Below are 11,690 nucleotides of genomic sequence, written 5' to 3' on the forward strand. Positions count from 1 at the left end.
CTAAATTATTATTAAATAAATAGTAAAATAATTAACCATTAATATCCATATATTCTATATATGATTCAAAAATAAAGTAGCATCACCATAAGAGAAAAATTTATAATTCATTTTTACAGCTTCTCTATAAGCAGTAAATACAAAATCCTTACCACCAAATGAAGACACCAACATTAAAAGAGTTGATTCTGGTGTGTGAAAATTTGTAAAAAGCATATCAATAAACTTAAATTCATACCCCTTCCCTGGATAAATAAAAAGATTGGTTTTTTGATCACCTCGTATAAGCCCCCTTTGCTTATAATAAGCAGATTCTAATGCCCTAAGAGTAGTAGTTCCAACAGCCAAAATTTTTTTGCCTAAAGCCTTTGCCTCCTCAAGCCTAAGAGCTACAGAATCTTTTATTGAAAAACTTTCAAAATGCATTTTATGCTCTTCTATTGTCTTAGTTCTCACAGGAAGAAAGGTCCCAAGCCCAACATGAAGTGTAATAAAATCGTATTCGATATTTTTTTCATCCAATTTAGAAAACAGTTCCTCACTAAAATGCAGACCTGCAGTAGCTGATGCTGATGAACCAATATATTTTGAATAAATCGTTCGATAACGATCCTCATCTTCTCTATCATAATTTCTCTTAATATAAGGTGGCAAAGGAATAAGCCCATGCTGTTCAAAATAAGACTCATCCACGCACTTATTAAATTTAAGAGTAAATTCATTACCTGATTTTGAAATTATTTGGGCCAGCAAACCTTGAGGCAACGTATAAACCCTGCCAATGCTTTGTTTTTTAGCCTTAGAAATCAGAGATGTAAATGTATCCCCTGTTAGTCTATCTAAAATTAAAACCTCAACACTACCTCCATGATCCGTTTTGGCATATATTCTCGACTTTCTAACCCTTGAATCATTAAATACCAAAAAAGTATTGCTATCAATATACTTAAAGATATCATTTATTGAATCATTATGATAAATTTTTTGCTTGCCAGAATCTAACACCATTAACCTTGATAAACCTCTTTTCTCACTTGGATATTGTGCTATCAAATTATGTGGTAGATCAAAATAAAATTCCTTGGTATCCATCCTGTTCACTACCTAAATCATTATGATTATTTTTATTCAAATTTAAATGACAATATGCAAAATCAGTAGCCTTGCGCCCTCTGCTAGTCCTCTCAATTAGACCCTTTAGAATAAGATAAGGTTCATAAAAATCCTCAAGAGAATCTGCTGTCTCACCAACAGAAATTGCTAAAGTTTCAACACCAACAGGTCCACCTTTAAATTTCAGTATTAAACTCCTTAAAATATTTCTATCTTGTTCATCAAGTCCTTCATGATCAATTTTTAACATTTCAAGTCCATCACTCACAATATTCTCTGTAATCAAATCATAACCACCAACTTGTGCAAAATCTCTCATCCGTCTTAAAAGCCTATTTGCTACACGAGGAGTTCCTCTTGAGCTTTTTGCAAGAAGCCAGGCAGCTTTATCCTCAAATTTAACATTTAAAATAATAGAATTTCTCTGTATTATCTTCACAAGTTCATCTTCACTATAAAGCTCAAATCTAGATACAATCCCAAATCTAGCATAAAGTGGTGATGCCACTTTTCCAGGCTTTGTAGTAGCACCAATTAAAGTGAATTTAGGAATTGACATTCTTACAGTCCTTGCAGCAGGACCTTGTCCAATTATCCAGTCTATCTTATAATCTTCCATTGCAATATAAAGCATCTCTTCTATTACAGGCTTAAGCCTGTGCATCTCATCAATAAATAAAATACTCTTATCATCAAGAGTCGTTAAAATGCCAACAATATCCTTTGGCTTATCGAGAGCTGGAGCTGAAGTCACCTTAATTGTAGTATTCATTTCAACAGCAATAATACTAGCCAGAGTAGTCTTCCCAAGCCCTGGGGGACCACTTAAAAAAACATGATCAAGTGCTTCATTTCTATCTCTAGATGCCTTTATAAAAACACTTAAATTTTCCTTAATGTGAGATTGTCCTGCAAAATCTCTAAGGAATTTTGGTCTAAGTTCACTTTCATTCCTATCATACAGAAAATTTTTGTCAGAATTTAGAAGCTTAGAGCCCTCTTCTAAATTCATCTAATCCCCCTATCTTTAATAAACACTGCTATAGCCTCTAAAAACCAAAATCTAACCTGAAAGCCTTTTTAAAGTTTCTCTAAATAAAAACTGTTCTTGTTCAACTTCTCTTAACATTAAAAATTCATCAATAAGCATAATTTCCTTAATAGCAGCTACAACCAATTTTCTATCAAAACCCATATTAACAATTGACTGTTCAAGATCTTTAAATTTAAATACACTTGAGGTCAACTCATCAGCTTTAACAAGTTTTCCTCTAAGTTTTAAAAATATTTTGCCTGCTACTTTATTTCCAATGCCTTTGACCGTAGAAATACGCTTAACGTCTTCCCTTTCAATTGCATCTCTAAATTCATCATATTTCATTCCAGATAGCATCCTTAGAGCCGCTCTTGGTCCTATTCCATCAACACTAATAAGTTCTTCAAAAACTTCTCTCTCTGATACATTTAAAAACCCAAAAAGTTTAATTTCATCTTCTCGAAGATGAAGATAAGTTAATATTTCAACATCTTCCAGCAACCTCAATTCTGCATTACAAAAAGAACTAACCAAAACCTCAAATTCAAAGGGAAGTGCTACAATTACAATACTAGATTCTCTTTTCTCTATAATTTTACCATAAATTTTATTGATCATAGAATTAAATTATAATACATAAAAATTAAGGCTTGCCCTATTTCTACCAATAAAAATAAGGTATAAAGTAACTAATAATAAATAAATTTAGGATCAAAGATCTAAACTAATTGCTGCAATAATTTAATTTTATTCTCAAAATAACTTGAAAAAAATCTAAAAACATTCTATGGTTGATGATTACCATAATAAATTACAAGCCCCAGTGCATCACTACTATGATCACTAGTAAAAATAAAATCAGCTCTTATTCCAAGTAAAACACGAATAACGTATTTTACTTGTACTTTTTCAATCCTACCAAATCCAGAAATTGAATTCTTGACTTGTGGTAGAGTATATTCATAAAAATATTCTTATTCTTAGCAAAAGAAATATCTTCAATGCCTGCAACATCAGGTTTAAACTTATCAATAATAAGAACAATCTCATCAAAAATTAATTCTGACCTATCTCTCAAAAACATAAAAGGATCAATTATGACAGTTCCATCTTGAACATACATGTACCTACTCTTTAATATCTAAAATTCCCTCATCCAACATTTGCAAGACCAGGATCAATATCTAATATTCTTCTCATGCTCAATTTTAGAAAAACCTCCATAGCAAACTAATCAATCTCATCAATAATTTCTAAATTATGCACAACTTCTTGAACATCATCAAAATCTTCTAATTTTTCAATAAGAGAAAGAACTTTATCTATTTGTTCCTTATTTAAAGAAATCTTATTTTCAGGAAGAAGAGCAATCTCTGCAATATCTTCCTCAAACTTAGTTCTTAAAACAGACGAAATAGCTTCAAAAGTTTCAGCACTTGTTATAACCTCTATCTGAGAACCTTCACTATAAATATCTTCTGCACCTGCTTCTAATGCAAGCTCCATTATTTCATCTTCAGGATATTTATCTAAACTATACGAAATTAATCCTTTTTTGTGAAACATATAAGATACAGAACCTGGAGCTCCAAGAGAAGCACCATTCTTTGAGAGGACACTGCGTACCTCACTTGCCGTTCTATTTTTATTATCAGTTAAGCACTTAATTATCAAAGCTACACCATGGAGCGCATAAGCCTCATAAGTAAGCTCAAAATATTCAGCACCTGTATTATCTCCAATGCCCTTTTTTATTGCCTTTTCAATATTATCTTTAGGCATATTAGAAACTCTAGCTTTATTAATAGCAAGTCGTAACCTAGGATTAGAATCAATATCACCTCCACCCATCTTGGCAGCAATGCTTATCTCACGAATTAATTTAGTAAAAATCTTATTTCTCTTAGCATCAAGAGCACCTTTTTTTCTCTTGATAGTTGACCATTTACTATGACCAGACATTCAAACCTCCACCAACTTTACTAACTTTTCTAAGACATCAAACTTATTATGTCTAATTAGATGCGCCTTAATTGTATTAAACATCAACATAAGAACTGTAACAGGACCAATTCCACCTACTACAGGAGTAATAAATTTAACATTTTCTTTAATTGATTCAAAATCAACATCTCCTACAAGAACATCATTACCATCAACATCTACCCTAGAAATACCAATATCAATAACATAAGGATGCCCAACAATCATGCTAGCATCTATTAATTTAGGTTTTCCAACAGCAGAAATAATAATATCTGCTTGTTTTACATAAAGATCTAAATTAATACTTTTACTATGACAAGTAATCACAGTTGCATCATAGGGCTTACAAGAAAGCAAGATAGAAAGAGGCCTCCCAACAAGAGAACTTCTTCCAACCACAACAACAGTCTTACCAGAGATTTTTATTCCCTTATCAAATAAAACCTTCAAAACAGCAAGGGCTGTACAAGGAATAAATCCTTTCCTATCACCTAAAATCAACTTACCCAAATTAATAGCAGAAAGTCCATCTACATCCTTTGTACTTACTATACTGTTTAAAACCATATTTACATCTATTTCATTAGAAAGAGGTAATTGAACGATAATTCCATCAGTATCTTCATTTACATTTTCAGACTCAATCAATTGCAAAATATTATCTTGTCCTGAATGCTCAGCTAACTTAATAACATAAAAATTAATACCAATTTCTCTAGATACTCTTTCTTTAACAGCAACATAAAGTTTACTTGCAGGGTTATCATTTGCTAAAATAACTTTTAAAGAAATTTTATTTCCTAAATCATGATGTATTAAAAACTCTTTCAATAACAAATAATATTGATTTGCAAAAAGTTTACCATCAAAAACATTGTTCAACTTAAACCCTCCACCTATTTAGATCAAAACATCATACATTATACTATACTTGTATTATAAGCATAAATAAAGATAGACTCACACAAAAATTTAATTGTAATAAAACCCGTTTTTCAATATAATAACTTTTAAATAAAGAGTTTCTTAAAATATGGAGAATAATGAAAAAGAATCTTTTAATCGTACTCACCTTACTATTCTTGTTGCATACAAATGTGAAAAGAATTGAAGCATATTCAATTGATAGAAAGGGAAATTCTGTTATGGAAGTAGACTTAAGCTTAGGAATCCCCCTTTTTTACAATGATTTATCAAGCGTCTCCTCTTCAAATCTATACCCGGGAGGAATTGGAGCACTGAAATATAGATATCACATCCTAAGCAACTTAGCTATAGGTCTTGAGCTTAGATACCTGTTTAATTTTGACATCAATCATTCATTTAATTTATTAAATCCTGATTCTGGAATAGGTAAAACATTCAGTACAGTGCCTATCACATTCTTAACAACCTATGTATTTGACATAGGAGAGCTCCTTCAAATACCCATATTTTCAAATATAGGATTTTCTTTAAGCTCTTATGGGGATAAAAGTGACAGTATCTCAAATTTAAGAACTTTTGATACAATGCCTGTAATATCTATTGGTTCTGGAATCTTATGGAATTTCAATTATCAATGGGCTTTAGGAATTACAACTGCATGGTGGACAATGTTTGAATTTGGCAATTCGGCTAAAACCGGACATTTTTTACTAATATCACTCTCAGTAATAGTAAATATCAACAAATTGTAGGTAAATATGAATAAAAAAGATTTTACAAAATTTATAATGATAATATTAACACTGTCAGTTTTATCATGTTCAAGTGAATCTATCTTTTCTCAGCTTAGCAAGTTGCAAAAAATAAATAGCAATAATAACATCTTAGACAGCTCAAGTCCAAGTGGCATCTCATTAGTCAATGATACCCTTTATATCGCAGCTATGCATTTATTTAAAAAAGAAAATGGAAATATTGAAAGAGTAAATTTTAGCAACTCTTATGAATTTGTAATTGACCTTGTCAATATATCAGGAAAAACATACTTATTAGTTCAAAACAAAAATGGACAACTAGAACTCTACTCTCTTGAGGGTAACAATTGGAAACTTCAATTTCAAAAGAATCTAATTCCAATTAAATTCTTAAAATCAATAGGTAAAAATAATATTGCTTCAGCTTATATTCTAGCATTAGGAGAAAATGGCAATCAAATTATTCTAAATATAAATGGAAACGATCAAACTCCCAACGGCACAACCAATAATGATAAATTTTATCAAATATCAAATAACAATAATTTAATTACTGGAAGATTTGCAAAAATTTGGCAACTAAATGGTGGCGGAGTGATAAATGTCAACTCAACAAATGAAATAATGGCAATAATAGAAACAAGCATCCGAGGATTTCAAGAAACACTATTACTAACTGGAAGAGAGCATGATACACCGGATAACAAATTCAAAATATACTCAAGCAAAAATAACTACAAAGATCCAATATTCAATCGCGATGGAATAGGAGAATTTATTGCATACTTTGCAAGAGAAGTTAATGGAACAATACTTATCGGAAGCAATAATGGATTTGTAGAACTTATAAAAGATAAAGATACATTTGCTCTGCAACCACCCTCACAATCTGTATTGCCAGGCTCTTACAATGGTTCACAATTAAGCAAAACAAGACTTAATGATATTATACCCATATCAAATGAAACAATTTATATACTAACCCAAGGAAAAGGATTATGGAAAATTGAAAATAAAAAACTAACTAAAGAATAAACGATGAAAATTCATTGCAAAATTTGAATACCGAACTCTATTAACTTCCTCATGAAAGTATTTTTTAACTTTAATACCTAAATTAATATTTAACCTAGATCTAAAATACAAATAATTTATATTATTTGTATCAAAAACTTGACCCTCATCATTCATAACTTTAATTTGCAAATCCAACAAGTTTTTAACAAATAATATGTCCCTGGTAACCACCATGCTATTCTTATCAACTAATTCTAAAATAAAAGAATCAACATCACTTACAACTTTAACAGAAGTATTTTTTGACATCTTTAAACTTAAATGCCTATTTGCAACTAAAATAAGATCCGCATTTCTATTTAACACAAAATTTTGTAAAAATTTTATTATCTCTAAATTACAAGAATCAGCATCAACAAAAATTTTATTTAACAATTTTATAATCCATTATCCTTAATGCTAAGAAAGACAAAATACGGGATTGTTTAACAGGCCCAAATACTCTAGAATCATTTAAAATCTTTAAATTCTCATTTAATAGAAAAAATTCATTTTTCTTTAAAACAAAACACTTAATTACTTCATTAAAGTTAAAAAAATCATTTAATCTATAACCACTCATCAAATTACCATTCAAATAATAAGAATTATTAGCTTTTCTATGAATCAAGACATCAAAACCCTTCACATAAACTATATCTCCTTGAGTAGCAGCTATTCTTGCAATTTTATAACTTTTGGTATTAAAAATTTTGTTTAAAAAAAATGAATCCCTGAAAAAATTTAAAATAAAATTTCCCCTTAAACTTAAATCTTCATAAAGCACAATATCATCCACTTTCAAAGGAACAAAAAAAGATCTCATATATTTTGAAACAAAAATCAAACTATTATTCTTTGTTATTAAAGGCAACATTTCATCACCTTGAAAAGTAAAAATTTGTAAAACAAATTTTGTAAAAACGTAATTTAATATCAAAAACAATAGAACAATCTTAGAAAGCTTTTGTCTTCTCTTTTTTCTTAAAAGTCTTTGTTCGAAAGTTAAATACGTTGCCATATTTAAATAAAACCTATTCTAGAAAAAGGGAAATACATAAAAAAAGCTTTACCAAGAATCTTATTTTTATCTATGACACCAAAAAATCTACCATCATAAGAATTATCTCTATTATCCCCAACAGGCAATACATACCCATAAGGCACATATATCCCATAATCTCTCATTATTGCCTTCTCCATGTAATAATCAACATATGGCATGAAAGCCACCAAATAACGATACTCCAATCTTTCAACTTCAAATCTATCAACTTCCCTAACATTAAAAAATGAAAAATCAGATATATTCTCTAGATTAACACTTAATTGATTTAATGCAATAAACATAGCAAGATTATCATAAACCTTATAATCCGAATCTTCTATGAGCTTCTTAATACCAAAATTATATCCTAATGCAGCTTTATAAGAATTTTCTTCTGTAAAACTTTCTTCTCCTTCCTTTTTAACAAACACTGTTCCATTTCGAAATCTTACAAGCTTACCATCGGCAAACAACGCTCTTTTGACAAGAAATCTAACACTAGGATTTCCATTTTCATCTCTATCAAGATCAATAAAACTGAAAGTCAACATATAAAGCAATCTATGCAAAATATCAAAAAAAAGCCCTTTTGATTTATATTCAACATTTTCAAAAATCACAATCTCTGCTTCATCTGGTTCTTTTATTCCATCTATTTTAAATACTCCCGGCAAAAGTTCAGGGCCATAAGAAAATTTATCCACAAATAACAAGTCCCCAATTTGAAGGGTATTTTCCATTGATCCTGATGGAATCCTATACGCTTGTAAAAAATACTGATTTATTCCCAAAACAAAAATTGAAGCACCCAAAAGTTCAAGTACAAAGTTAAGCATAAAGCCTCGCCTTTTAGCTTTAAGTTTATAAAAATACTTCCTTTTCTTCCTATAAGTTAAATATCTCTCAATAATCTCCACTAAAAAATTAGCAAACCTATCTAATCTTTCTAAATACATATACTTATCCTCAAAACTAAATTATACATAAAATCAATAATTATCAATATCTTCATAACCACAAAGCCTTATTAAAAAATATAATTTTAAATCAAGCAAAACTTGTTTGTATTTTTTAATTAATACAAACAAAGGAATATGCAATATTGAATTTCTTTTAATACTTTTTTATAATCACTATATATGCTCAAAGAGAATGATGGTCTTGATATTAATGAGGAATCGCTTACAGTAAAATTAAAACCAATATTAGGAATAACTCCAAAGATTTACGTTTTATTTACAATAATTATCCTACCCTTAATACTAGTATTTAGTTTAATCCTAAACGCCAAATTAAACAATCCTGGGGCATACTTAAAGGTAAAAACTAATATCAATAACGCACATGTCTATATAGACGAAAAATACATTGGAAGAACCCCATTTCAAAAATATGTAAATGCCACCAAAGGAACTTTAAAGATTCAAAGGTTCGGTTTTGAGACTTATGAAAAAAAAATTGACATACAAAATAGACTTTTCACAAGTTATAAATTCAATATTGATCTAAAACTAAGAGATCCTAGCAAGATCATTACACAAAGACAAAAAGAACTCTCGGTTATGACAAAAATTAAAAATACTAGCGACAATATAAAACTAATTCCAGTATTTTCATTAATTGTAAACGACCTACAAAATAACCCAGAATATATAAAAAAATTCTTTAAAACTTCCATTCCATATATACATTCAAATACAATGTTCAAAGATTTTTTCATAGCATACAAAAATATCTACTCAACAAACAATAACAGCAACAAAGAAATATGGGAATCTTTACAACAAAACTTTAATCTAGACAATAGATCAATAATTTGGTTTTTTGAAAATCTAGACAAAGAACAACAAAAACAAATATCCAACGAAACATGGTTTAAGACACTAATAGAAAAATTAAAAAATGAAAATAAAATATTAAACTTTGAAAGTCAAACCATAGATTTGTATCTAAAGAATTTTAAAAAGATAACATCTCAAAATATTGAAAGTATTCAAAATTACAAATTATATTCACAAGATCTTACACTCAAGACTACATATAAGTTAAAAGAATTTTTAATCCAAAATAAAAATGTGACTAAAGCTGAATATCAAGACTTTTTAAATGAAAATCCAAAGTGGGCACTAAACAATAAAGATAATTTGATCAAAGAAGAACTCGTAGATGAAGGTTACCTTAAAACTTTTAAACAAATGTCTTCAAATGAAGATATTACACACATATCTTATCATGCAGCAATAGAATATGCTAAATGGTATTCTTCAAATTTACCTAAAGGATTTAAAGCAAGACTTCCTATATCTCAAGAATGGGAATTATATCAAAGAGAAGTACCAAAGGCCATAGAAAATCTAAATATCAATGAAATATCTAAAAAAGTTGGATTTTGGAATCTAATGCAAAACCCAAGCTTCAATGAGTCCATATTATTTCAAGACGAAAACGATATATATTCTGCAAGCTCACACTTCAACTCACTAATCACTGAAATTAGAACATATAACTATAATAACAGCTCAAAACTTAAACCTTCAACTAAAGCTTCGTTCTTAAAATATTGGAGCTCTCCAAATATTGGATTTAGACTAGTTATTGAAAAGGAATAGATGTGAACTCATTACTACTTGAAAACAAAAAAGCAAGATTCAATTACTTCATTGAAGATAAAATAAGTTGTGGAATTGTTTTAAAAGGAACTGAAGTTAAATCCATTAAATTAAAAAAATTTTCATTTAATGATAGTTTTGCCAGCATTAAAAAAGATGAAATATGGCTTGAAAATTTACATATAGCAAAGTATAAAGAAGGTAATATTTTCAATCACGAAGAAATAAGACACAGAAAACTTCTTATAACAAAAAAAGAAATACAAAAGTTGAAAAAGTTTAAAGAAAAAGAAGGATACACATTAATTCCTATCTCGATTTATCTAAAAAATTCATTAATAAAAGTAGAACTTGGGATATGTAAAGGCAAAAAACTATTTGATAAACGAGAAATATTAAAACAGAAAAGCATAAAAAAAGATTTAAGTCGTGAAATTAAACAATATAAATAAGCTAAACAGCAATATAAAGCTTTAGAAATATAAATACACCCTTAAAAGGCACGGGAAACAAATACTACCAGACTATTTAAGAGTAGTTATAAATAAGCATATTACAGCTACTCAATTTTTATTTTGGCTCTTATAATCAATATCTCTTAATAAAAGAAAGTTCAAACATAAACCTAGCATCTTCATCAAAGCTCATATCAACTTCAGGTTGAAATCCTCCCAATGTAATTCCCAAATTCTCTTGAAGCCTTCTATTGTAACTAGACGCATGCGTAAAGGGAAGGATAACCTCAACAAGTCGCGTTAAAGTCATAGTAACCCCCCCTAACACAACCAAAGATAAAGCAACCACTGATGTCTTATCACCATCACTTGCAGAAATAGAGTTAACCATAGAATATGCACCATAACTTAACAAACCTAAGCCCAAAGCATCAAACCCTAAAATCAGCAATCCACCAGTAATATCGCCCTGCGCTAAAGATCCTATCCCAAAACCCACAAAACAATTCAATAGAAAAGGGATTAAAGGATCTTTTTTATAAGCCTCATAAAGCAACATCTTTTCTACACTACTAGAGGCCATCTCATCATAACTTTGGGCAAACCCAACAACAGTACAAAAGACAATTATCATCAAAATCAACACTTTTTTCATAAAAAACACCCCCCAAATAAACTATCTGTATTCTGAATTATATACATATT

Annotated in this window: 15 protein-coding genes; 4 read left to right on the top strand and 11 right to left on the bottom strand. The window is 29.4% G+C overall.

Going from position 1 to position 11,690, the window contains the following annotated elements:
• Nucleotides 1–54: 54 nt before the first annotated feature.
• The 7 genes from queA to bhDAH_RS00130 all read right to left on the bottom strand — a co-directional run bounded on the left by queA (nt 55) and on the right by bhDAH_RS00130 (nt 5,017).
• Nucleotides 55–1,092 carry a tRNA preQ1(34) S-adenosylmethionine ribosyltransferase-isomerase QueA gene (gene queA / locus bhDAH_RS00105; RefSeq protein WP_043924371.1) on the bottom strand — a complete coding sequence of 346 codons (1,038 nt, stop codon included), beginning with the start codon at nt 1,090–1,092 and terminating at the stop codon, nt 55–57.
• Entirely contained in the window at nt 1,067–2,125 is a 1,059-nt protein-coding gene (ruvB, locus tag bhDAH_RS00110) for a Holliday junction branch migration DNA helicase RuvB (RefSeq protein WP_012421805.1), read from the bottom strand. The genes queA and ruvB overlap by 26 nt, the downstream gene beginning before the upstream one ends.
• 51 nt (nt 2,126–2,176) lie before the next feature.
• Complete coding sequence (gene ruvA / locus bhDAH_RS00115; RefSeq protein WP_012421806.1) at nt 2,177–2,767, bottom strand: Holliday junction branch migration protein RuvA; 591 nt, start codon at nt 2,765–2,767, stop codon at nt 2,177–2,179.
• A gap of 167 nt (nt 2,768–2,934) precedes the next feature.
• The gene (locus bhDAH_RS07630) at nt 2,935–3,081 is read right to left on the bottom strand and encodes a RuvC family protein (protein WP_080598009.1); all 147 of its coding nucleotides are present in this window, start codon (nt 3,079–3,081) and stop codon (nt 2,935–2,937) included.
• Entirely contained in the window at nt 3,045–3,272 is a 228-nt protein-coding gene (locus bhDAH_RS00120; protein WP_043924372.1) for a RuvC family protein, read from the bottom strand. Before bhDAH_RS00120 ends, bhDAH_RS07630 begins: the two co-directional genes overlap by 37 nt.
• 107 nt (nt 3,273–3,379) lie before the next feature.
• A complete protein-coding gene (locus bhDAH_RS00125) occupies nt 3,380–4,111 on the bottom strand; it encodes a YebC/PmpR family DNA-binding transcriptional regulator (RefSeq protein WP_012421807.1) in 732 nt (243 codons plus the stop codon).
• Complete coding sequence (locus bhDAH_RS00130; protein WP_012421808.1) at nt 4,112–5,017, bottom strand: bifunctional 5,10-methylenetetrahydrofolate dehydrogenase/5,10-methenyltetrahydrofolate cyclohydrolase; 906 nt, start codon at nt 5,015–5,017, stop codon at nt 4,112–4,114.
• 161 nt (nt 5,018–5,178) lie between these two features.
• Here bhDAH_RS00130 and bhDAH_RS00135 point away from each other — a divergent pair, with 161 nt between their 5' ends.
• Both bhDAH_RS00135 and bamB read left to right on the top strand, forming a co-directional pair.
• Nucleotides 5,179–5,814 (top strand): BB0027 family outer member beta-barrel protein, encoded by a 636-nt coding sequence (locus bhDAH_RS00135; RefSeq protein WP_012421809.1) that lies wholly within the window; start codon nt 5,179–5,181, stop codon nt 5,812–5,814.
• Nucleotides 5,815–5,820: 6 nt separating this feature from the next.
• Nucleotides 5,821–6,852 carry an outer membrane protein assembly factor BamB gene (gene bamB, locus bhDAH_RS00140; protein ID WP_012421810.1) on the top strand — a complete coding sequence of 344 codons (1,032 nt, stop codon included), beginning with the start codon at nt 5,821–5,823 and terminating at the stop codon, nt 6,850–6,852.
• Here bamB and bhDAH_RS00145 read toward each other — a convergent pair.
• From bhDAH_RS00145 to lepB (bhDAH_RS00155), 3 genes are read right to left on the bottom strand one after another with little or no spacing between them, the layout of a single operon-like run.
• Entirely contained in the window at nt 6,838–7,269 is a 432-nt protein-coding gene (locus tag bhDAH_RS00145; RefSeq protein ID WP_012421811.1) for a DUF188 domain-containing protein, read from the bottom strand. The genes bamB and bhDAH_RS00145 overlap by 15 nt on opposite strands.
• Nucleotides 7,259–7,894, bottom strand: coding sequence for a signal peptidase I (lepB, locus tag bhDAH_RS00150; RefSeq protein ID WP_012421812.1), 636 nt, complete (start codon nt 7,892–7,894; stop codon nt 7,259–7,261). The genes bhDAH_RS00145 and lepB (bhDAH_RS00150) overlap by 11 nt, the downstream gene beginning before the upstream one ends.
• Nucleotides 7,895–7,896: 2 nt before the next feature.
• Complete coding sequence (gene lepB / locus bhDAH_RS00155) at nt 7,897–8,877, bottom strand: signal peptidase I (protein WP_012421813.1); 981 nt, start codon at nt 8,875–8,877, stop codon at nt 7,897–7,899.
• Nucleotides 8,878–9,060: 183 nt separating this feature from the next.
• On the opposite strand from lepB (bhDAH_RS00155), the gene bhDAH_RS00160 reads away from it, so the two are divergent.
• Together bhDAH_RS00160 and smpB are read left to right on the top strand one after the other, a co-directional pair.
• Complete coding sequence (locus tag bhDAH_RS00160) at nt 9,061–10,530, top strand: SUMF1/EgtB/PvdO family nonheme iron enzyme (protein ID WP_012421814.1); 1,470 nt, start codon at nt 9,061–9,063, stop codon at nt 10,528–10,530.
• Nucleotides 10,527–10,982 carry an SsrA-binding protein SmpB gene (gene smpB / locus bhDAH_RS00165; protein ID WP_043924373.1) on the top strand — a complete coding sequence of 152 codons (456 nt, stop codon included), beginning with the start codon at nt 10,527–10,529 and terminating at the stop codon, nt 10,980–10,982. Before bhDAH_RS00160 ends, smpB begins: the two co-directional genes overlap by 4 nt.
• Before the next feature lie 136 nt (nt 10,983–11,118).
• On the opposite strand, the gene bhDAH_RS00170 is transcribed toward smpB, so the two are convergent.
• Nucleotides 11,119–11,640, bottom strand: a complete 522-nt coding sequence (locus tag bhDAH_RS00170; protein WP_043924374.1) for a P13 family porin — start codon at nt 11,638–11,640, stop codon at nt 11,119–11,121.
• Between the last annotated feature and the right edge of the window lie 50 nt (nt 11,641–11,690).

It is taken from the genome of Borrelia hermsii DAH (assembly GCF_023035675.1).
GTDB classification, from domain to species: Bacteria; Spirochaetota; Spirochaetia; order Borreliales; family Borreliaceae; genus Borrelia; species Borrelia hermsii.

Bases quoted from the DNA above. Each gene is read 5' to 3' on its own strand.
- queA (WP_043924371.1), bottom strand. From the start codon at position 1,092: ATGGATACCAAGGAATTTTATTTTGATCTACCACATAATTTGATAGCA.
- ruvB (WP_012421805.1), bottom strand. From the start codon at position 2,125: ATGAATTTAGAAGAGGGCTCTAAGCTTCTAAATTCTGACAAAAATTTT.
- ruvA (WP_012421806.1), bottom strand. From the start codon at position 2,767: ATGATCAATAAAATTTATGGTAAAATTATAGAGAAAAGAGAATCTAGT.
- bhDAH_RS00120 (WP_043924372.1), bottom strand. From the start codon at position 3,272: ATGTATGTTCAAGATGGAACTGTCATAATTGATCCTTTTATGTTTTTG.
- bhDAH_RS00125 (WP_012421807.1), bottom strand. From the start codon at position 4,111: ATGTCTGGTCATAGTAAATGGTCAACTATCAAGAGAAAAAAAGGTGCT.
- bhDAH_RS00135 (WP_012421809.1), top strand. From the start codon at position 5,179: ATGAAAAAGAATCTTTTAATCGTACTCACCTTACTATTCTTGTTGCAT.
- bamB (WP_012421810.1), top strand. From the start codon at position 5,821: ATGAATAAAAAAGATTTTACAAAATTTATAATGATAATATTAACACTG.
- lepB (WP_012421812.1), bottom strand. From the start codon at position 7,894: ATGGCAACGTATTTAACTTTCGAACAAAGACTTTTAAGAAAAAAGAGA.
- lepB (WP_012421813.1), bottom strand. From the start codon at position 8,877: ATGTATTTAGAAAGATTAGATAGGTTTGCTAATTTTTTAGTGGAGATT.
- bhDAH_RS00160 (WP_012421814.1), top strand. From the start codon at position 9,061: ATGCTCAAAGAGAATGATGGTCTTGATATTAATGAGGAATCGCTTACA.
- bhDAH_RS00170 (WP_043924374.1), bottom strand. From the start codon at position 11,640: ATGAAAAAAGTGTTGATTTTGATGATAATTGTCTTTTGTACTGTTGTT.